Source organism: uncultured Nitratireductor sp. (assembly GCF_913053745.1).
Classification (GTDB): domain Bacteria; phylum Pseudomonadota; class Alphaproteobacteria; order Rhizobiales; family Rhizobiaceae; genus Nitratireductor.
On record NZ_CAJXGF010000085.1, the window covers coordinates 1 to 20,420 of the forward strand.

Here is a 20,420-nt window from a genome sequence, read left to right on the forward strand (position 1 = left end):
CCGGGGATCCATGCTTGATGGCCCGACGCCGGGCGCCGGTTAACGAACCGCGCCTGCGTCACGCCTTGCCGAAACCTCCGGCGGTGGGCGTGGTTACGATCACCGCTTCGCCGGCCTCGATTACCGTCTGGTCGCAGCCCTTGAGCGTTTCGACATGCCCGCCCTTGCGGCGCACTTCGGTCTTGCCCATCTCGCCATCGTCGCCGCCTTCCACGCCGCGCGGTGGTAGGGTTCGGTGGGAGGAGAGGATGGCGCATTCCATGGTTTCCAGGAAGCGGATGGTGCGGCGCGTGCCGTCACCGGCCGACCACTTGCCCCTGCCGCCCGAACCCTCGCGGATGTGAAAATCCTCGAGCAGAACCGGGAAGCGGAGTTCGAGGATTTCCGGGTCCGTCAGGCGCGAATTGGTCATGTGGACGTGAACGCCCGACGCGCCGCCGAAGCCGCGACCGTCGTTCATGCGGCCTGCGGGCGAGCCGGAGCAGATGGTCTCGTAATACTGATATTCCTGGTTGCCGAAGGTCAGATTGTTCATCGTGCCCTGGCTGTTGGCGATGGCCTTCATCGCGCCGAACAGCGCGTTGGTAACGTGCTGGGAGGTCTCCACATTGCCGGCCACGACCGCGGCCGGATAGGAGGGGCGCAGCATGCAATCTTCCGGGATCACGATGTTGATCGGCCTGAGGCAGCCCGCATTCATCGGGATCTGCCCTTCCACCATCACGCGAAAGGCATAGAGCACGGCTGCGCGGGTCACCGGTTCGGGCGCGTTGAAATTGTTCTTCTGAACGTTCGACGTGCCGGTGAAGTCGACGGTCGCCTCGCGCTTCTCGCGGTCGACGGTGATCTTCACCCTGATCATCTGGCCGGTGTCGGTCGGATATTCGTATTCCGACGCGTCCGGCAGGCGTTCGAGCACACGGCGCACGGCTTCCGCCGCATTGTCCTGCACATGGCCCATATAGGCCTGCACCACGTCGAGACGGAACTGGTCGATCATCTTGCGCAGTTCCGCCACGCCCTTTTCGTTGGCGGCGATCTGCGCCTTCAGGTCGGCGATGTTCTGGTGCGGGTTGCGTGCCGGATAGGGGTGATCAGTCAGAAGCGTGTGCAGTTCCTGCTCGCGGAACTTTCCGCCTTCGACAAGACGGAAATTGTCGAACAGAACGCCTTCCTCGTCCACCGTGGTTGCCAGCGGCGTCATGGATCCGGGCGCGGTGCCGCCGACATCGGCATGGTGGCCACGCGAGGCGGTGTAGAACAGGATGTTCTCGCCTTCGTCGTCGAACACGGGCGGGACGACCGTGATGTCGGGCAGGTGGGTCCCGCCATTATAGGGCGCATTCAGTGCGAACACGTCGCCGGGGCGGATATTGCCCTTGTTCAGCCGGATGACGGTTTCCACCGAACGGTCCATGGAGCCCAGATGCACCGGCATGTGCGGGGCGTTGGCCACCAGCGCGCCGTTCTGGTCGAAGACCGCGCAGGAGAAGTCGAGCCGCTCCTTGATGTTCACCGAATAGGCGGTGTTCTGTAGCGTCACACCCATCTGTTCGGCGATCGACATGAAGAGGTTGTTGAAGACCTCGAGCATCACCGGATCGGCCTCGGTGCCGAGCGCGGCCATGCGGGCCTTCTTTTCCACGCGCCGCATCAAAATGTGGTCGAGCGCTGTGATCTCAGCCTGCCAGCCGGGCTCTACGACGACCGTCTGGTTGGCCTCGATGATGAGGGCGGGGCCGTTGACTTTCGCGCCGCGCGAGAGTGCCTCGCGCCTAAAGATGCCGGCATCGTGCCATGCCCCATCGCAGAAGATCGGTCGCGTTTCGCCGGGTGCAGGGGTGGCGTCGTTCGTTGCCTGTTTCTGCTCCACCGGGCGGCCGTCGCCGGCGTCCAGCCCCTCGACGCTGACAGCTTCCACCACCATCGGCTTGTCGTCGTAGACGAAACCGAACTGCGCCTTGTGCGCTGCCTCGAATGCCGCTTTTGCGGTTTCAAGCGTACCGTCGAAGGCGATGGGCAGCGTGGTGTCGGTGCCCTCGTAGCGGATTTCCAGCTTGGTGGCCCAGGCCACTTTGTCGCCTGTGATGCCCTGATCGGCGAGTTCCTCGCGCACCTCTTCGCGCAGCGACGCCGAAAGCGTATCGATCGCATCCAGAGAACTTTCCGCGAAGGGCTTCAAAAGCGCCTGCTGGCGCGATGCGAAAACGGTCGCAAGCCCGATGCCATAGGCCGAGAGCAGGCCCGACATCGGGTGGATCAGCACCGCTTCCATGCCCAGCGCGTCGGCCACGAGGCAGGCATGCTGGCCGCCCGCGCCGCCAAAACAGTTCAGGAGATAGCCGGTCACGTCATAGCCGCGCTGCACGGAAATCTTCTTCACTGCATTGGCCATGTTTTCGACCGCAATGGTGATGAATCCTTCCGCCACGGCTTCCGCTGGGCGTCCGTCGCCAATCTGGCCGGCAAGCTCGGCGAAGCGGGCGCGCACGGCGTCCACATCGAGTGGCTCGTTCTGCTGCGGGCCGAAGATGGCCGGGAAGAAATCCGGCTGCAACTTGCCCAGCATCACATTTGCATCGGTCACGGCCAGCGGCCCGCCGCGGCGGTAGCATGCGGGGCCGGGGTTGGCACCAGCCGAATCGGGACCGGCCTTCAGCCGGCTGTCCTCATAATGCAGGATCGAGCCGCCGCCGGCGGCCACGGTGTGGATGCGCATCATCGGCGCGCGGATGCGCACGCCCGCCACTTCCGTGTCGAAGGCGCGTTCATAGTCGCCGTCATAATGGGCGACGTCCGTCGAGGTGCCGCCCATGTCGAAGCCGATCACCTTGTCGAAGCCGGCAAGCCGCGCCGTCTCCACCATGCCGACCACGCCGCCGGCAGGACCCGACAGGATCGCGTCCTTGCCCTGAAACTTGTCGGCTGCCGTCAGGCCGCCCGACGACATCATGAATTTGAGACCAGGCCCTTCGCCGTTCTCGTCGACGCCCAGTTCGGCGGCCACGCGGCTCACATACCGCGACAGGATCGGCGAGAGATAGGCATCCACCACCGTGGTGTCGCCACGTCCCACCAGCTTGATGAGCGGCGAAGTCTCGTGGCTCACGGACACCTGCGTGAAACCGGAGTCGCGGCAAAGGCTTGCGGCGGCTTTTTCATGCTCGGGATATTTCCACGCATGCATGAAGACGATCGCCACCGCATCGATACCGTCGGCCTTCGCCGCCTCGATCTCGCCCTTCACGGCGTCGAGATCCAGTTCCGTCTCCACCGCGCCGTCCACGCGCCGGCGCTCCGGCACCTCGATCACGCGCTCATAGAGTTGCTCGGGCAGGATGATTTCCTTGGCGAAGATGTCGGGCCGCGCCTGGTAGGCGATTTTCAGCGCGTCGCGGAAGCCCTTGGTAATGACCAGCGCCACACGGTCGCCCTTACGCTCCAGAAGCGCGTTTGTGGCCACCGTCGTGCCCATCTTGACGTCGCCGATCAGATGCGAGGGCATGGCCTCGCCCTTTTCAACACCGAGATGATCGCGGATTCCCTGAATGCCGGCGTCGGCGTAGGCTTCCGGATTCTCCGACAGCAGCTTGCGCGCGAAGAGCTCCCCATCCGGATTGCGGCCAATGACATCGGTGAAAGTGCCGCCACGGTCGATCCAAAAATCCCATTTGCCTGCTGTCATCGTCGGCTCCTTCGCATTATCCTTGGCGAAAGGAGAAACATGTCTCGGATAAAACGTCAATAATTTATTGACATATTATCTGGATATGAGCGCTGCTTCTTGCAGCGAGGAAGGTGAGGGAACGCCTCCGTTGCGTCATTTAAATGGGAGTTCAGATATGCATCATTCCGTAAAGTTCGTTCTCGCCGCGGCTGCGCTCGGCTTTGCCACATCGGCGTCGGCGCAGACCAAATGGGACATGCCGGTGCCGTATGGCGACACCAACTTTCACACGCAGAACATCGTCCAGTTCGCAGAAGACGTGGAAACGGCCACCGATGGCGGGCTGGAAATCACCGTCCATTCCAACGGTTCGCTGTTCAAGCATCCCGACATCAAGAACGCCGTACGCCAGGGCTTGGCGCAGATCGGTGAAATTTTAGGATCGCGTCTGTCCAATGAAGACCCGATCTACGAAGTGGATTCGATTCCCTTCCTCGCCACCAGCTACGACGATGCGAAAAAGCTCTATGACGCATCGAAAGACCAGCTCGCAGCCAAGCTTCAGGAGCAGGGACTTCAGCTTCTCTTCTCCGTGCCGTGGCCGCCCCAGGGCATCTACACCAAGAAGGAAATCTCCTCGGTCGATGATCTCAAGGGCCTGAAGATGCGTGCCTATAATGCCGCCACCGAGCGTCTGGCACAGCTTGCGGGCGCGCTGCCCACCCAGGTGGAGGTGCCGGATCTGCCCACCGCCTTTGCGACGGGTCGCGTCGAGGCCATGATCACGTCGCCTTCCACCGGTGCGAATTCCAAGGTCTGGGATTTCCTCTCGCATTATTCCGACGCGCAGGCTTGGCTGCCGCGCAATATGGTCTTCGTCAACAAGGCCGCGTTCGATGCCTTGCCGGAAGATCAGCGCGGTGCGGTGCTCGATGCCGCGGCCAGCGCCGAGACGCGTGGCTGGGAAGCTTCCGTCAAGGAAACGATGGAGAAGACCCAGATCCTGAAAGACAATGGCATCACCGTGAGCGCGCCGAGCGCCGAGCTTAAGGAGGGGCTTGCCGCGATCGGTGCGGAAATGTCTGCCGAGTGGGCTGAAAAGGCCGGCGACGAAGGCAAGGCCGTCCTCGACGCCTACAAGAACTGACCGCTTTGACACAGGGCTGCGGGTTGACGGTTTTCCGGCGACCCGTTGTCTCGCCGCCACGGGCGACCTATCAAAGACCGTCGAAGCGGAGACGACAATGAGGAAAATATTGGATGGGCTTTATGGCGCGGCCGAATGGCTGGCCATGGCAGCTCTCTGCGTGATCGCAATTCTTGTGTTCGCCCAGGTTCTCGGGCGTGTGGTGGATACCGTGTTTGCTCTGTTTGGCTTGCCGCCCTACGGCTTTCTCGTGCCGTCGCTGGCGGAGATCGCCGGCTTTCTTCTGGTCGGCGCATCTTTCATGGCGCTTGCCGGTTCCCTGCGCGGCGGTGCGCAGATCCGTGTCACGCTGGGGTTGGCCGCTATGCCGGAGGGCATGCGTCGGGTGGCTGAAGTGTTTGTGCTCGTGGTCGGCGCGGCACTGGCCGGGTTTTTCTTTTATTATGCTGCAAAACTCTCCCTCGACAGTCACCGTTTCAACGAATTGTCCTACGGCATCGTCGCCATACCCTTGTGGATCCCGCAGGCGTTCATGGCTTTGGGGCTGGGCATTTTCGCGATTGCGCTTCTGGATGATCTGGTCGCTGCGCTGAGGGGACGCCCCGCGTCCTATCTGGCCAATGAAGACGGCGCAGCGGAGGAACTGTGATGGATCTGCTGACCATTTCGCTGACGCTTGGCGGCCTGTTGCTGGTTCTGCTGGCCGCCGGCCTGTGGGTGGCGCTGGCGCTCATGGTGGCCGGTCTTGCAGCCATCTTCCTCATGGTCCCCGTGCCGCCTGGCGCGGTGATGGCCACCACCGTGTGGGGCTCCATCAATTCCTGGGACCTCGCCGCCCTTCCCATGTTTATCTGGATGGGCGAAATCCTGTTTCGCACGCGGTTGGCCGAAGACATGTTTGCAGGTCTCGCGCCGTGGATGCGCCGGCTGCCGGGCCGGCTCCTGCACGTCAACATTCTGGGCTGCGCCATCTTCGCCGCCGTGTCCGGTTCGTCCGCTGCAACCACCGCCACCATCGGCCGCATGTCGCTGCCCGAGCTGCGGAAGCGCGGTTATGACGAGCGCATGGCCATTGGCTCGCTTGCCGGATCCGGCACGCTCGGCCTGCTTATTCCGCCATCGATCATCCTGATCGTTTATGGGGCGGCCACCGAGCAGTCGATCGCCCGTCTCTTCATTGCCGGTGTCATTCCCGGCATGATGCTGGCCGCGCTCTTCATGGGCTACACTGCGGTCTGGTCGATGATCAACCGCAAGCGCATGCCCGAGGCCGACCCGCGCATTCCCTATCTGCAACGCATCTGGCAGACGCGCCGCCTGTTTCCGATCCTGGCGCTGATCGTCGGCGTCATCGGCTCGATCTATGGCGGGTTCGCCTCGCCCACGGAGGCGGCCGTCGTCGGCGTGGTTCTGTCTCTTGTGCTCTCCTGGTTCACGGGCACGCTGAGCCGCGCCACGTTCGTCGATGCGCTGCGCAACGCGTCGCGCACCTCCTGCATGATCGTGCTCATTCTGGCCGGAGCGTCGGTGTTGACCGTGGCGATGGGCTATACCGGTATCCCGCGGGCACTGGCGCAGTTTATCGCCGAACAGGGCTATTCGCCTTATGCGCTTCTGGCTGTGCTGACCCTGTTCTTTGTCGTTCTCGGTTGCTTTCTGGACGGAATCTCCATCGTCGTCCTCACCGCATCGGTTATTCTGCCCATGGTCGAGGCTGCGGGGCTCGACATCATCTGGTTCGGCATCTATCTCGTCATCGTGGTCGAGATGAGCCAGATCACCCCGCCGGTCGGCTTCAACCTGTTCGTCATTCAGGGGCTGACCGGTCATAACATTCTCAAGGTTGCCGGCATGACCCTGCCGTTCTTCCTCATGATGATCGTCGCCGTGGCGTTGATCGTCCTGTTCCCGCAACTGGCGCTATGGCTGCCGCAAACAATGCTCGCGAGGTGAAGATGTCGAACGCCGAACGGAAGGTTGGACCGGTCGTGTCCGCGGCCCATCTGGCTGCCGGCGCCATGCCGGCGCTGTCGGAAATCGAGTTTGCAATGACGGTGATGAACCATTCCTTCGATCGTTGGATGGTGCGCTGCATGGCGGCTGCCGGTGTTCCGGGCCTGCAGCCCACCGCCGTGCAGATTCTGCACGCGGTCAACCATAGAAACCGGGAGAAGACGCTTTCGGAACTGTGTATGATGTTCAACATCGAAGACGTTCACGTCGCTTCCTATGCGATCAAGAAGCTCGCGGCTCTCGGACTGGTTAAGACCGGGCGTCGCGGCAAGGAGAAAACCGTGAAAGCCACCACGGAAGGGACAGCGGCCTGCGACCGCTATCACGAGGTTCGCGAAGCGCTTCTCATCGCCAGCACCAAACGCCTGAAGCTGGATGAAGAAGCCTTGTCGGGTATCGCGGCGGTTATGCACGCTCTTTCCGGGCAGTACGACCAGGCCGCGCGCAGCGCCACGAGCCTCTAGGGCGTCCGGATTTCCAGCCCAGGGGTAGCTCTTTCCAATCCCGCATCGTTACGAACGGTCACTCAACGTTACGAAACTCCAGACGCGCTGGTGCATTTTCTGGCTGTGGGCGCGCGGCGACGCGCCCTTAAGATGCGCTTTGTATGGAGAGTGGAAATGAAAAAGTTTCTAGCCGCAACCGTTTCGGGTTTGGCCCTTCTTGGACTTGCCGCGTGCAGCGAGGGCGACAACACGACCACCCAGAGCGTCGAGCCTGAGCAGCAGGATGCGACTCCGATGGATCCGCCGGCGGCTGCCCCGGAATCCGATCCGATGCAGGATCAGGGCACGACCAGCCAGTAAGGTGTCGCAGCGACGGGCGTCGTAAAAGATGCCTGACAGTTGAGAAACCGGATGGATCGAAAGATCCATCCGGTTTTTGCTTGCGCCAAACTGCGCCTCGAAATCCCCGGCGTTTACGGTTACAAAACCGACATGACGTTTTGGGATCGTATTACAGACTTTATCTCGCGCGCACCCGGCAGCGCGCTGGCAGCGATGGTCGAGGCCATCCGCACCGTATTCGAAGGCGACCCGCAACTACGCCGGCGCGTCGCCTTTTCCATCGCCATCATTGCTTTGTCGGCGAAGATGGCCAAGGCCGACGGTGTCGTCACTCTGGACGAAGTGCAGGCTTTTCACGAAATTTTTTCGGTACCCCGCAACGAGCAGGCCAATGTTTCCCGCCTCTACAATCTTGCCCAGCAGGATGTGGCGGGTTTCGAAGCCTATGCGCATCAGATGGCAAATCTGTGCGGGTATGGCGGTCCCAATTGCATGGTGCTCGAAGACATTCTCGATGCATTGTTTCACATCGCCAAGGCCGATGGTGTGATCCACGAGCGCGAAATGGCATTTCTGCAACGGGTCGCGGAGATCTTTGAAATTCGCGAAGATCATTTCGAGCAGATACTGTCGCGCCATGCGATTCAGGGAGAGGGTAACCCGTATTCGGTGCTCGGCGTGGAACAGGGCACGCCGTTCGACGAGATCAGGCGCCGTTACCGCCGGCTGGTGGCCGAAAACCATCCAGACAAGCTTATTGCACGCGGTGTTCCCGAAGAGTTTCTGGCCATCGCCAACACTCGGCTTGCAGCCATCAATACGGCTTATGAAAGCATCGAGAAAGCGCAGGTGCGCGCGTGAGCGTGATCGATCGCTCAGCAGCCATGTTCGATCCCGATTTTGCCGGTGCGCAGGTTTGTCCGTCGCCGAATTTCGGCGAAAGGCGCGGCGGAGAAGTGCCGGATACCCTCATCCTTCACTACACCGGAATGGAGACCGGCCAGGGTGCGCAGGATTGGCTTTGTGCGCGCGAAAGTGAAGTCTCGAGCCATTATCTCGTCCACGAGGACGGGCGTATCGTTCAGATGGTGCGGGAGGCGGACCGCGCCTGGCATGCCGGTCGCGGCTCCTGGCAGGGCCGGGACGATGTGAATTCCTATTCGATCGGTATCGAGATCGCCAATCCCGGTCATCTGCAAGGTCTGCCGGACTTTCCCGACATCCAGATCCAGGCGGTTCTCGAATTGGGGCGGGATATTTGCAAGCGTCATGGCATTCCCGGAAAACGGGTTCTGGGCCATTCCGATATCGCTCCGGGGCGCAAGGTGGATCCTGGCGAAAAGTTCCCATGGGAACGATTGGCTGCGGACGGACTCGGCCATTTTGTCGCAACAACGCCCGTTTCAGGCGGCCGGCGTCTTGGTCCCGATGATGACGGACCGGCTGTGGTCGCGCTTCAGAGGTTGCTTGCGCGCTATGGATACGGGATCGCTATTACTGGGATTTACGACAAGCTTACACAAATAGTTGTGCAGGAATTCCAGAGACATTTCAGGCCCTTAGAGGTTGATGGCCTGGCTGACGTGGCAACATGTACGACTTTGCGCAAATTGTTGTATAATAAATCCGTGATTGATTCTTCTCCCTGACGATCACTCACTCCCAAGACTGGCGCAAAATTTCATCAATTCACATTAATTGAATTGAAGCGCCTTTTTTGTTTCCTCTTCACCTGCAACACACCGACCCGTGTTGAGGCCGTGGGACCGTGTCCCGGCTTCGTATAAAGCAAAACCTGCCGCGCACCGACGTCGCGGCACAGATTTACGGGTCGAAATGAACATCAAAACCTTACTCGTGGCAGCGGTCGCTGTCGGCGCCGCAACGTCTTTGTCGCATGCAGACGAAAAGACCAACTATGGACAGATGATTGCCGCTCATTCTGCCAAGAAGAGTGCTGAGAAAGCGAAAAAGGGCGAAGATACACCCAACCTGCTTCGTACAATCATTCGTGGCGGAAAAGGTTCCCAGGCGAGCAAGGTGGACATGACGAGCACCGGGTCCATCAAGCCTGAAAAGGCAACCGGCAAAGCCTCCAAGAAAGCGTCCAAAAAGGCTTCCAAGAAAACGGCCGCGAAGAAAAAGAAGAAAACCGTCGTCAAGACCACAGTGCGCACGAGCGGCAAGGGCGGCTCGTACCAGACCATTATCGCGCAATATGCATCGGCGTATGGTGTGCCGGTTTCGCTTGCCAATGCCGTTGTGCGCATCGAGAGCAACTACCGGGTCAACGCATTGGGCGCGGCAGGCGAGATCGGTCTTATGCAGATCAAGCCGGCCACGGCGCGCATGATGGGGTATCGCGGTTCGGCCAAGGGCCTCTACAACCCCGACACCAACATCAAATACGGCATGAAGTATCTCGCCAAGGCGCATCAGCTTGGCGGCGGCACGACCTGCGGCACGATTCTCAAATACAATGCCGGCCACGGCGCAAAGAGCATGAACCCGATTTCGTCGCGCTATTGCTCGAAAGTGAAGCGGATTCTCGGGCATTAAGTCCGGGAATGAGGGGTTTCGTGCGCAAACGTGTCTGTTTTGAGTTGCGTTTTGCCGTGCGAAACCCTTTATACGTCCTGCCAGCCGGTCGGACGGCCGCGCGGACGGGAGCCGAAAGGCTGTTCGCGAGGAAAGTCCGGGCTCCACGGAAAAACGGTGCCGGATAACATCCGGCGGGGGAAACCCCAGGGACAGTGCCACAGAAAGCAGACCGCCCCGCCTGTTTTTCGGTTCTTTTTCAGGCTTTTGCCGGGAACCGAAATGCTGGCGGGGTCAGGGTGAAAGGGTGGGGTAAGAGCCCACCGCGTCGAGGGTAACCAAGACGGCAGGGTAAACCCCACCGGGAGCAAAACCGAATAGGAATGGCGCGAGGGGAAACCCTCAGGGCGTTTTCCGGTCCAGCCGTTCGGGTAGGTTGCTTGAGGCCGATGGCAACATCGGTCCCAGAGGAATGGCCGTCACGTTGCATCGCTTTCGGGCGGTGCGGCCATACAGAACCCGGCTTACAGACCGGCTGGCACATTTTTCCGGAATTTGCCGATTTTCCCGGAATTCGAGGGATTCCGGCTCCGTTTTCGGAAATTCCGGGCAGTTTTACGCCGTTTTCAATGCGGCGTCGATCGCCTGCCAGAGTGTCTCGGTCGGCTCGCATCCGACCGAGAGACGAATGAACCCTTCTGTCACATCGTCACCCCATCGCGCGCGCCGTTCGGCGGAGGTGTGGACGCCGCCGAACGAGGTTGCCGCCTCGATGAGCGGGCAGGTGTCGATGAAGGTTTCGGCCTTTTCGTTCGAATCGAGAGTCAGTCCGATGAGCGAACCGAAGCGCAGCATCTGCGTTTTGGCGAGCGCATGTGAGGGATCGCCTTTGAGACCGGGATAGCGCACCGATCGGACCGCTGGATGGTCTGCAAGCCGTGCTGCAATCGTTTCGGCGGAAGCACACATACGATCGAAGCGCAGTTCGAGCGTTTCCAGGCCGCGCTGTACGAGCCATGCCTCGAAAGGCCCGGGGATCGCGCCGGCGAGTTTACGCCATTCGCGGATGGTCTCGATCATGGCCGTGTTGCGGCTTGCGACATGGCCGAACAGCACGTCCGAATGCCCGTTGGGCGCTTTTGTGTCGGCGGCAAGTACAATGTCGACGCCCAGATCCAGCGGGCGTTGGCCGTAGGGAGTCATGGTCGTGTTGTCGGCAACGACGATCGCGCCTTGCGCATGCGCCGCTTTCGTTACCGCCTTGATATCGCAAACGTCGAGCCCCGGATTGGACGGCGTTTCGACGAGCACCATGCGGTAACCGGAAAAACCGCCTTCGAGGAATGAGGCCGTCGGGCGTGTGTCGTAGGAGATGCCGAGCCGGGCGAGGTGCTTTTCGAGCAGGACGCGGGGTGTGTAGTAGCCGTCGGAGGGCAAGAGCACGCGATCGCCGGCCGAAAGCAGAGCCAGAAAGACCGATGAGATCGCCGCCATGCCGGAGGGAAAGGCAACGGTCTCGGCCTCTTCCAGATGCGCGAGGGCGGCTTCGACCGCTTCCCAGGTGGGATTGTCGAACCGGCCATATTGTCGGCTGCCTGCCGGATCCCCGGGCAGGTGAAACACCGAGCTCATGACAATGGGTGTGGAGAGCGGATCGCCCTTTGCAAGCCCGTTTGCGTGGAGGTGTGAAAGGCTTGCAGCACGGGCGTTCTGGCTGTCGGACATGAGGCTCCTCGCGGACGTGATGGGCTGTTGCGGGCCGGACGGCCCGATGCCCTTCCTAACCTTTTGTTAGCCTTAATGCACGATAAATGACCCTGGCCCGATGCATGCCCGAATTCCCGGTCATGCCAGCATAAGTGAAGCTTAATCCCGTTGACGCCCATAACGGCCCATGGTACCCCATAAGTCAAATCAGCGTTTCGTTGCAGTTGGAGTACGGGTTCCTCCCATGTCGGCCTCTTCGTCGGGGCGGCGTGGCAGTGGGGATTCACCCTTGCAGGGGGGCGGGCAAATGTTCGAAAAGCCGTGCTTGTCGGCGGCTGATGAGATGCAGAGGGGCATAGGCCTTTTGGCCGCGACGCGTCATGGACCGGTTTCTGTCGAATGCAGTAAACAAGATCGACTCCAAGGGTCGGGTCTCGGTGCCGGCGCATTTTCGCTCTGTCGTTCAAAAGCGTGGTTTTACGGAACTGTATGGGCTCCGTGCACTCGACATCCCGGCCATGGATGTGGGCGGTCTCGACCTGCTCGACCGCTACGAGGAGCGGATCGCGCAGGAAGATCCTTTTCTGCAGACTGCGGACGACATGTCCTTTTTCGTGCATGGCGACGGCGCCTTCCTGAAACTCGATCAAGACGGGCGCATCACGGTGACGGATTTCATTCGCGAGCACACAGGCATCACGAAGGATGTGGCCTTCGTTGGTCGTGGGCATTTCTTTCAGATCTGGGAGCCGGAGCGGCTGAAGGCCCACGGGCAGGCGGTGCGCGAACGACTTCTGAAACTTCGGCAAGCGGCGGCTTCGAGCCGAACTGCCGGACAGTCGGAATGATGGCGGGCCCCGGCGGCGAGAGCCCGGCCGGGGGCGGACTGGCCCGCCACATTCCGGTTCTTTTGCGCGAAATTCTCCAAGCCCTTCAGCCTTTGGACGGTCGGCATTTCATCGACGGTACATTCGGCGCCGGCGGTTACACGGATGCGCTTCTGGACGCGGGCGCATCGGTCACCGCCATCGACCGCGACCCGACTGCGATCGCGGCTGGACAGGCTCTGGTCGAAAAATGGAACGGGCGCCTGCGGTTGGTGGAGAGCCGCTTTTCCAGCCTCGATGAGATTGTCGACGGGCCGGTCGACGGTGTGGTGCTCGACATAGGCGTGTCTTCCATGCAGATCGATCAGGCGGTGCGCGGTTTTTCTTTCCAGAAAGACGGCCCGCTCGATATGCGCATGGCACGCTCGGGACTTAGCGCCGCCGATGTGGTCAACACGATGAAAGTGGGCGATCTCATCCGCATCTTCGGCATTCTGGGCGAGGAGCGCCAGGCCGGCCGCATCGCGCGCGGGCTGGAAAAAATCCGCAACGACAAACCGTTCGAGACCACGCTGGATCTCGCCAATGCGGTCGAGAGGATCGTCGGACGTCGCCCGCAGGAGAAGATTCATCCTGCCACGCGCGTGTTTCAAGGCTTGCGTATCTTCGTCAATGACGAACTCGGCGAACTGGCACGCGCGCTCTTCGCGGCGGAGCGGGTTTTAAAACCCGAGGGTCGGCTGGCAGTGGTGACGTTCCATTCTCTGGAAGACCGGATGGTCAAGCGTTTCATGGTCGAGCGTGCCGGCGGGCAGGGCGGATCGCGCCATCTGCCGGAGGTGCACGGTGCGGCCCCCACCTTCCTGAAACCGGCCAAGCCCGTCTCGCCTTCGCGCGAGGAGACGGACCAGAACCCGCGGGCGCGGTCTGCGCGGCTGCGTTCGGCCGTGCGGAGCGCGGCGCCGGCGGGAGCGGTGGATTTCGATATTGTCGGTCTCTCGCGGTTCCCGCGACCGACGCGTGCTGGTGAGAGGTAAGGCAAAGATGTTTCGCACGAGCGATGTTGTGCTGATCACGGTCATGCTGGCGGCGGCCGCATTCACCTACAAGACCAAGCACGATGCCGAAGCCAAATACGAGGAATTGCGAAAGATCGAGCGCCAGGCCGAGCTTGAAGAGGACTCGATCGATATTCTCAAGGCGGACTGGAGCCTTCTCACCCAGCCCGCACGCCTGCAGCGGTTGGCGGAAACCTACAAGGACGAGCTGGGACTCGAGCCCGTGGAGGCACCGCGCATCGCCGAGTTCTCGGATCTTCCGAAGAAGCCTTTGACCATCGAGGGGCTCGTCAACGACATGGCGGATGCCGGCAGCGTGCCCGATCAGACGACAACCGGGGCGGTGCGGCCATGACTGGAGCGAGCGGATATATGGATGATGCAGCTTCTTCCGCCGTGCGCCGGGGGGCTGCGACGATCGTAATGGACGGTGCGGGAAAAGCCCGCGGTGGACGGGCTCAGAACCGTGTCGTGATGGCGATGGCCGTCATGTTCGGCATTTATGCCGCTTTAGGCGGTCGCCTTGTTCATCTCGCCATGCAGGAAGAGCCGGAGGCAAGTGTGCCGGCAGCCCGCGTGACCGCGTCGCGACCCGATCTTGTGGACCGCAATGGCGAGGTTCTGGCGACCGACATCAAGACAGCTTCGCTTTTCGCCGAACCGCGGCGCATCGTCGACATCGACGAAGCCATCGAGAAGCTGTCCACGGTTTTGCCCGATCTGAACTATCAACAGACCTATCGCCGGCTCGACAGCGACGCCGGTTTCGTCTGGCTTCGCCGTCAGCTTTCGCCACGTCAGCAGGCCGACATTCTGGCGCTCGGCGTGCCCGGACTCGGTTTTCGAACGGAGAAGCGGCGCTTTTATCCTGGGGGCGCAACGGCCTCGCACATTCTCGGTCTGGTAAACATCGACAACAAGGGCATCGCGGGTATCGAAAAATTCGTCGACGATCAGGGGCTTGCCGATTTGCAGGCGACAGGGCTTGCCGTCGAGGGGCACCTTGAACCGGTAAAACTTTCTGTCGATCTGCGCGTGCAGCATATCATCCGCGACGAACTCGTGCAGGCGCTCGAACGTTACAAGGCGATCGCCGCCGGCGCGGTGGTCCTGAAAGCGAACACCGGTGAAGTGGTGGGAATGGCCTCCGTGCCCGATTACGATCCGAACAATCCGGTCAACGCGCTGGACAAGGATCGATTGAATCGCATGTCGGCAGGCGTGTTCGAGATGGGCTCGACCTTCAAGATATTCACGACGGCCATGGCGCTCGATTCCGGGCTCGTGAGCCTCGACGACAGTTTCGACGCGACGCGTCCGATCCGCATCGGCGGCTTTACGATCAACGATTTTCACGGCAAGCGCCGGGTGCTGAGCGTGCCCGAAATCTTCATCTATTCGTCCAACATCGGCACCGCCAAAATGGCGGACGTGGTGGGAATCGAGGGACATCGCGCGTTTCTGGACAAGATCGGCCTGCTGGGCCGCATGTCGACGGAGCTGCCCGAAGTGGCGCACCCAACCGAGCCCAAGGAATGGAAAAAGATCAACTCGATCACCATTTCCTACGGTCACGGCGTGGCGACAACGCCTTTGCAGACGGCGATGGCGGCTGCCGCCATGCTGAATGGCGGCAAGCTAATTCCACCCACGTTCCTGCCGCGTTCCGAGGTTGAAGCAAACGAGATTGCCGAGCAGGTGATTTCGCCCAACACCAGCGCCCAGATGCGGTATCTGTTCCGTCTCAACTCGGAAAAGGGGTCGGGTCGGCGTGCCGAGGTCGACGGCTACTATGTGGGCGGCAAGACGGGCACGGCCGAAAAAGTGGTCGATGGCCGCTATTCCAACAGTGTGCGCTTCAACGCATTCATCGCCGGTTTCCCGGCTGACGATCCAGAGTATGTGGTGCTGGTTTTCGTCGATGAACCGAAACCGGAACGTGAAGGCATCGGCGCCACCGCCGGCCTGAATGCCGCGCCCATGGTGCGCAATATCATCCGCCGCTCGGCACCGCTGCTTGGCGTAAAGCCCGAATTCGGTCAAGAAAGTGATGCTTTGCTGGTTTCACAACAGTGAGTCGGCCATGCGCCGAGCGAAAAATTGATAATTGAGAACACCGGGGCCTCATGAAGTTCAGTGAATTTGCGGACATTTTTCCTCAACAGGGGCTTTTGCCCGCGAAAGCGGAGGTCTCGGGGATTTCGGCGGATTCGCGAAAGGTCGGGGCCGGGGAACTGTTTTTCGCACTGGCCGGCGTGAAGGCGGATGGCGCGTCTTTTGCCGAGGAGGCGGCCCGCAAGGGGGCTACGGCGATCATCGCCCGGCCCGGTGCGCTTTCTTCCGATCCGGGTGTTCCGGTCATCGAAACGGACGATCCCCGACGTGTGTTGGCGCTGTGCGCCGCACGGCTGTTTCCACGCCAGCCGGAAATCATGGTTGCGGTCACCGGCACCAGCGGCAAGACGTCTGTCGCCTCCTTTACGCGCCAGATCTGGGAGCATGCGGGTCTTCCTGCCGCAAGCATCGGCACCACCGGCGTGGTTGCGCCGGGGCGCGACGAGTACGGCGAGTTGACGACGCCGGACCCGATTGCGCTGCACAGGCTGCTTGACGAGCTCGCTGGCGCCGGGGTGAGCCATGCATCCATGGAGGCCTCGAGCCACGGTCTCGACCAGCGTCGTCTTGACGGCGTGCGGTTGGCGGCTGGCGGCTTCACCAATCTCGGCCGCGATCATATGGATTATCACCCCACGGTCGATGAGTATCATCGGGCGAAGCTGCGTCTCTTCGATACGCTCTTGCCTCAGGCGGCACCGGCAGTGGTGTTTGCAGACGATCCGTGGTCCGAACCGACCGTTACCGCCGCGAACGCTGCGGGGTTGGACGTGCGCACGGTGGGGCGCAAGGGCGATTTTCTGACTTTGAAACGCGTCGAACACGAGCGGCACCGCCAGCGTGCCGAAGTGGATGTAGACGGCGTGATCTATGAAGTGGATCTGCCGTTGGCAGGCGATTTTCAGGTGGCCAATGCTCTGGTTGCAGCAGGGCTGGCGATCAGCACCGGCACGCCGGTGGCGACCGCTTTTGCCGCACTGGAGAGGTTGAAGGGTGCTTCGGGCCGGCTGGAGCTTGTCGGAACGGCGGCGAATGGCGCTCAGGTCTATGTGGATTATGCGCACAAGCCCGACGGTCTGGAGAATGTTTTGCAATCGGTCCGTCCCTTCACGACGGGGCGGGTCGTCGTGGTGTTCGGCTGCGGCGGCGACCGCGACACGGGCAAACGGCCGATCATGGGCGAGATCGCTTCGCGGCTGGCCGATGTGGTGATCGTGACCGACGACAATCCACGCTCCGAGGAGCCGGCGGCGATCCGCGCGGCGATCATGAATGCGGCTGTGGGCGCCCGCGAGATCGGCGACCGGCACGAGGCCATCCGCTCCGCCGTTGCCATGCTGAAGGAAGGCGACACGCTGATCGTGGCCGGCAAGGGGCACGAGACCGGGCAGGAGATCGCTGGCAGCAAGCATCATTTTTCCGATCACGAAGAAGTGCGGGCCGCACTCGCGGAGCGTGACGGATGAGCGCGCTTTGGACGTATGATGCACTGGTTCAGGCGACAGGCGGCAGGCCGCTCGGTCAGCCGGCATCGGCCATTACCGGGATTTCGATCGATACGCGAACGCTTCAGCCGGGCGATGCGTTTTTCCCCATTCAGGGCGAGCGGTTCGACGGGCACGATTTCGCGACCTCTGCAATGGCTGCGGGCGCCTCTGTGCTGGTCGTTTCGGAAGGGAAACTGCCAGCGCTTGGAAGGCTTGCGGTGCCGAAAGTGGTGGTGCCCGACGTTCTGACCGCCCTTGGAGATCTGGGACGCGCGGCACGGCTACGCAGCCGCGCCAAGATTGTCGCCGTGACCGGTTCGGTGGGCAAGACCTCGACCAAGAACATGATGCGGCAAGCATTTTCCGCCTGCGGCAGCGTGCATGCGGCCGACCGCTCCTTCAACAATCACTGGGGTGTTCCGCTGACGCTCGCCCGCATGCCGGCCGACTGCGACTATGCGATCTTCGAGATCGGTATGAACCACCCGGACGAAATCCGGCCGCTGGTGAAGATGGTGCGCCCGCACATCGCCGTGGTGACACTGGTCGCGGCGGCGCATCTTGGCTTCTTCAAAAGCGTCGAGGAGATCGCTCGCGCCAAGGGCGAGATTTTCGAAGGTGTGGTGAAGGGCGGCGCCGCACTCGTCAACCGAGACGACAAGCGCTGGAAAACGCTCACTGCGCTGGCCGAGGAGGCGGGCGTGAAGACGATTGCCGGGTTCGGCGAGAATGCGCGCTCGGATCTTCGGCTGATGCATGCCGAATACGGATCGCAATCTTCCACCTTCGCGGTGAAGGTCGACGGGGAAGAGACGGAAGTGCGTCTCGGCGCGCCGGGCCGGCACATGGTTCAAAACGCGCTGGCGACGCTGGGCGCAGTGTATCTGGCTGACGCCGATCTGAAAAAGGCGGCGATGGCGTTGGGATCCTTCGGCGCGGAAGCCGGACGTGGCGCGCGCCTTCGGCTGAAACACAAAGACGGTGCGTTCACGCTGATCGATGAGAGCTTCAACGCCAATCCTGCCTCCATGGAGGCGGCATTCGACCTGCTCAAGCGGACAGAAGTGGGCGAGGGCGGACGGCGGATCGCGATACTGGGCGATATGGCCGAACTTGGCAGCCATGCCGAGAAACTGCATGCGGGGCTTGCCGACCTGGTGACCGATGCGGGCACCGAACTCGTTTTCCTTGCCGGCAAGGAAATGAAGGCGCTCGCCGAAGCATTGCCCGCAGGGCTGTCGGTGGAGTATCGCGAGGCGACGGAGGATCTGCGTCCGCTCGTCATCAAGGCGGTGAGGCCGGGCGATGCCGTGATGATCAAATCTTCGAAGAGCATCGGCTTCAACAAACTGGTCGACGCCTTTACCAACACCTATCCGGGCGCGGCGACGGGGGACTGATCCATGCTCATGATGCTCGTTGAACTGGCCGACGAAGTCTCGGTCTTCAACGTATTTCGATACATCACCTTCCGCACAGGCGGCGCACTGATCACCTCGGCGCTGATCGTGTTTCTGTTCGGGCCGATGATCATCGCCTCGCTTAGGGTGCGGCAGGGCAAGGGCCAGCCAATCCGTGCCGACGGGCCGCAGACCCATTTCAAGAAGGCGGGTACGCCGACCATGGGCGGGCTCATGATGCTGTCGGGCATTCTGGGCTCCTGCGCGCTTTGGGCGAATCTTTCCAGCGTCTATGTCTGGGTGGTGCTGATGGTGACGGTGAGCTTCGGCGCCATCGGCTTTTACGACGACTATCTGAAGGTGACGAAACAGTCGCATCTGGGCTTTTCGGGCAAGGCGCGGCTTTCTGCGGAATTCCTGATCGCGGGGCTTGCCGCCTGGACCATCATGCACGCGGGGCAGGCGCCGTTTTCCTCGTCGCTCACCTTTCCGTTCTTCAAGGATCTTCTGCTCAATCTGGGCATTTTCTTCGTGCCCTTCGCGGCCTTCGTGATCGTGGGGGCCGGCAATGCGGTGAATCTGACGGACGGGCTCGACGGGCTTGCCACGGTGCCGGTGATGGTGGCGGCGGCTTCCTTCGGGGTCATCGCATATCTTTCCGGTAACGCGATCTTCGCCAATTACCTGCAGATCCATTTCGTGCCCGGAACCGGCGAACTCGCCGTTATTCTGGGAGCCGTGATCGGCGCGGGCCTCGGTTTCCTCTGGTTCAATGCGCCGCCGGCGGCGATCTTCATGGGCGACACCGGTTCGCTGGCGCTCGGCGGCCTTGTCGGCACCGTTGCGGTCGCAACGAAGCACGAAATCGTCATGGTTATCATCGGCGGACTGTTCGTCATGGAAGCCCTGTCGGTGATCATTCAGGTCGCTTCCTTCAAGCTGACCGGCAAACGCATCTTCCTGATGGCGCCGCTTCACCATCATTTCCAGAAGCAGAACTGGCCGGAGACCCGTGTCGTCGTCCGCTTCTGGATCCTGTCCGTCCTGTTCGCCCTTGCGGGCCTTGCAACCCTGAAGCTGAGGTGAGCGAGCGCGCATGATCCCGATCACGGAATACGCAGGAAGGGATGTTGCGGTGTTCGGCCTTGGCCGCACCGGCCTTTCCGCTGCCAAGGCCCTGAAGGCCGGCGGCGCGCGTGTTCACGCGTGGGATGACAATGAAGAGACCCGCCGCAAGGCGGAAGCCGCGGGCCTGACCCTGTCCGACATCAACAAGCGCGACTGGCAGACCTTTGCCGCGCTCGTCCTGTCGCCGGGTATTCCCTACAAGTTCCCGCAGCCGCACCGCATCGTGCGGATGGCGGAAATGACGGGCGTGCCGATTGTCGGGGACATGGAACTCTTCGCCCGTGCCGTTCAGGCTCTGCCGGAGCGCGGACGCCCGAAGATCATCGGCATCACCGGTACGAACGGCAAGTCGACCACGACTTCCTTGATCGGTCACATCCTGAAGCAGGCTGGCCGCGACGCCCGTATCGGCGGAAACATCGGCACCGGCGTCCTGGACCTTGCAGCCCTGCATGCGAATGCGATCTATGTGCTGGAGCTCAGCTCCTACCAGCTGGACCTTGTAAAGAGCCTGCACTGCGATGTGGCCGTCCTTCTGAACATCA

Annotated in this window: 18 protein-coding genes and 1 other RNA gene; 17 read left to right on the forward strand and 2 right to left on the reverse strand. The window is 61.6% G+C overall.

Annotated elements, in window-relative coordinates; genetic code table 11:
• Window positions 1-58: 58 nt before the first annotated feature.
• Window positions 59-3,685 carry a hydantoinase B/oxoprolinase family protein gene (locus QZ638_RS14335; RefSeq protein WP_295811724.1) on the reverse strand — a complete coding sequence of 1,209 codons (3,627 nt, stop codon included), beginning with the start codon at window positions 3,683-3,685 and terminating at the stop codon, window positions 59-61.
• A gap of 157 nt (window positions 3,686-3,842) precedes the next feature.
• Between QZ638_RS14335 and QZ638_RS14340 the strand changes: the two genes are divergently transcribed.
• The 9 genes from QZ638_RS14340 to rnpB all read left to right on the forward strand — a co-directional run bounded on the left by QZ638_RS14340 (window position 3,843) and on the right by rnpB (window position 10,696).
• The gene (locus QZ638_RS14340; protein ID WP_295811726.1) at window positions 3,843-4,814 is read left to right on the forward strand and encodes a TRAP transporter substrate-binding protein; all 972 of its coding nucleotides are present in this window, start codon (window positions 3,843-3,845) and stop codon (window positions 4,812-4,814) included.
• A gap of 97 nt (window positions 4,815-4,911) precedes the next feature.
• The gene (locus QZ638_RS14345; RefSeq protein ID WP_295811727.1) at window positions 4,912-5,463 is read left to right on the forward strand and encodes a TRAP transporter small permease; all 552 of its coding nucleotides are present in this window, start codon (window positions 4,912-4,914) and stop codon (window positions 5,461-5,463) included.
• A complete protein-coding gene (locus QZ638_RS14350; RefSeq protein ID WP_295811730.1) occupies window positions 5,463-6,767 on the forward strand; it encodes a TRAP transporter large permease subunit in 1,305 nt (434 codons plus the stop codon). The genes QZ638_RS14345 and QZ638_RS14350 overlap by 1 nt, the downstream gene beginning before the upstream one ends.
• A gap of 2 nt (window positions 6,768-6,769) precedes the next feature.
• Window positions 6,770-7,291 carry a winged helix DNA-binding protein gene (locus tag QZ638_RS14355; RefSeq protein ID WP_295811732.1) on the forward strand — a complete coding sequence of 174 codons (522 nt, stop codon included), beginning with the start codon at window positions 6,770-6,772 and terminating at the stop codon, window positions 7,289-7,291.
• A 156-nt stretch (window positions 7,292-7,447) separates the two neighbouring features.
• The gene (locus QZ638_RS14360) at window positions 7,448-7,633 is read left to right on the forward strand and encodes a hypothetical protein (protein WP_295811734.1); all 186 of its coding nucleotides are present in this window, start codon (window positions 7,448-7,450) and stop codon (window positions 7,631-7,633) included.
• Between the two features lie 132 nt (window positions 7,634-7,765).
• Window positions 7,766-8,476 (forward strand): DnaJ family molecular chaperone, encoded by a 711-nt coding sequence (locus tag QZ638_RS14365; RefSeq protein ID WP_295811766.1) that lies wholly within the window; start codon window positions 7,766-7,768, stop codon window positions 8,474-8,476.
• Between the two features lie 23 nt (window positions 8,477-8,499).
• Entirely contained in the window at window positions 8,500-9,264 is a 765-nt protein-coding gene (locus QZ638_RS14370; RefSeq protein ID WP_295811769.1) for an N-acetylmuramoyl-L-alanine amidase, read from the forward strand.
• Between the two features lie 187 nt (window positions 9,265-9,451).
• Window positions 9,452-10,174 (forward strand): lytic transglycosylase domain-containing protein, encoded by a 723-nt coding sequence (locus QZ638_RS14375; protein ID WP_295811737.1) that lies wholly within the window; start codon window positions 9,452-9,454, stop codon window positions 10,172-10,174.
• Between the two features lie 80 nt (window positions 10,175-10,254).
• An RNA gene (gene rnpB / locus QZ638_RS14380) (RNase P RNA component class A) lies at window positions 10,255-10,696 on the forward strand.
• Window positions 10,697-10,768: 72 nt separating this feature from the next.
• On the opposite strand, the gene QZ638_RS14385 is transcribed toward rnpB, so the two are convergent.
• The gene (locus QZ638_RS14385) at window positions 10,769-11,878 is read right to left on the reverse strand and encodes a cystathionine gamma-lyase (protein WP_295811740.1); all 1,110 of its coding nucleotides are present in this window, start codon (window positions 11,876-11,878) and stop codon (window positions 10,769-10,771) included.
• A 362-nt stretch (window positions 11,879-12,240) separates the two neighbouring features.
• On the opposite strand from QZ638_RS14385, the gene mraZ reads away from it, so the two are divergent.
• The 8 genes from mraZ to QZ638_RS14425 all read left to right on the forward strand — a co-directional run.
• A complete protein-coding gene (gene mraZ, locus QZ638_RS14390; RefSeq protein ID WP_295811742.1) occupies window positions 12,241-12,708 on the forward strand; it encodes a division/cell wall cluster transcriptional repressor MraZ in 468 nt (155 codons plus the stop codon).
• Window positions 12,705-13,724 carry a 16S rRNA (cytosine(1402)-N(4))-methyltransferase RsmH gene (gene rsmH, locus QZ638_RS14395; protein ID WP_295811745.1) on the forward strand — a complete coding sequence of 340 codons (1,020 nt, stop codon included), beginning with the start codon at window positions 12,705-12,707 and terminating at the stop codon, window positions 13,722-13,724. The genes mraZ and rsmH overlap by 4 nt, the downstream gene beginning before the upstream one ends.
• A gap of 7 nt (window positions 13,725-13,731) precedes the next feature.
• A complete protein-coding gene (locus tag QZ638_RS14400) occupies window positions 13,732-14,100 on the forward strand; it encodes a hypothetical protein (protein WP_295811748.1) in 369 nt (122 codons plus the stop codon).
• Window positions 14,101-14,117: 17 nt separating this feature from the next.
• Window positions 14,118-15,821 (forward strand): penicillin-binding protein 2, encoded by a 1,704-nt coding sequence (locus tag QZ638_RS14405; protein WP_295811751.1) that lies wholly within the window; start codon window positions 14,118-14,120, stop codon window positions 15,819-15,821.
• 50 nt (window positions 15,822-15,871) lie between these two features.
• The gene (locus QZ638_RS14410; RefSeq protein ID WP_295811755.1) at window positions 15,872-17,326 is read left to right on the forward strand and encodes a UDP-N-acetylmuramoyl-L-alanyl-D-glutamate--2,6-diaminopimelate ligase; all 1,455 of its coding nucleotides are present in this window, start codon (window positions 15,872-15,874) and stop codon (window positions 17,324-17,326) included.
• Complete coding sequence (locus QZ638_RS14415) at window positions 17,323-18,747, forward strand: UDP-N-acetylmuramoylalanyl-D-glutamyl-2,6-diaminopimelate--D-alanyl-D-alanine ligase (protein ID WP_295811757.1); 1,425 nt, start codon at window positions 17,323-17,325, stop codon at window positions 18,745-18,747. Before QZ638_RS14410 ends, QZ638_RS14415 begins: the two co-directional genes overlap by 4 nt.
• Before the next feature lie 3 nt (window positions 18,748-18,750).
• Window positions 18,751-19,833, forward strand: a complete 1,083-nt coding sequence (mraY, locus tag QZ638_RS14420; RefSeq protein ID WP_295811761.1) for a phospho-N-acetylmuramoyl-pentapeptide-transferase — start codon at window positions 18,751-18,753, stop codon at window positions 19,831-19,833.
• A 10-nt stretch (window positions 19,834-19,843) separates the two neighbouring features.
• Window positions 19,844-20,420 (forward strand): Mur ligase family protein (locus QZ638_RS14425; protein WP_295811763.1); only part of this gene is annotated, 577 nt, incomplete at its 3' end.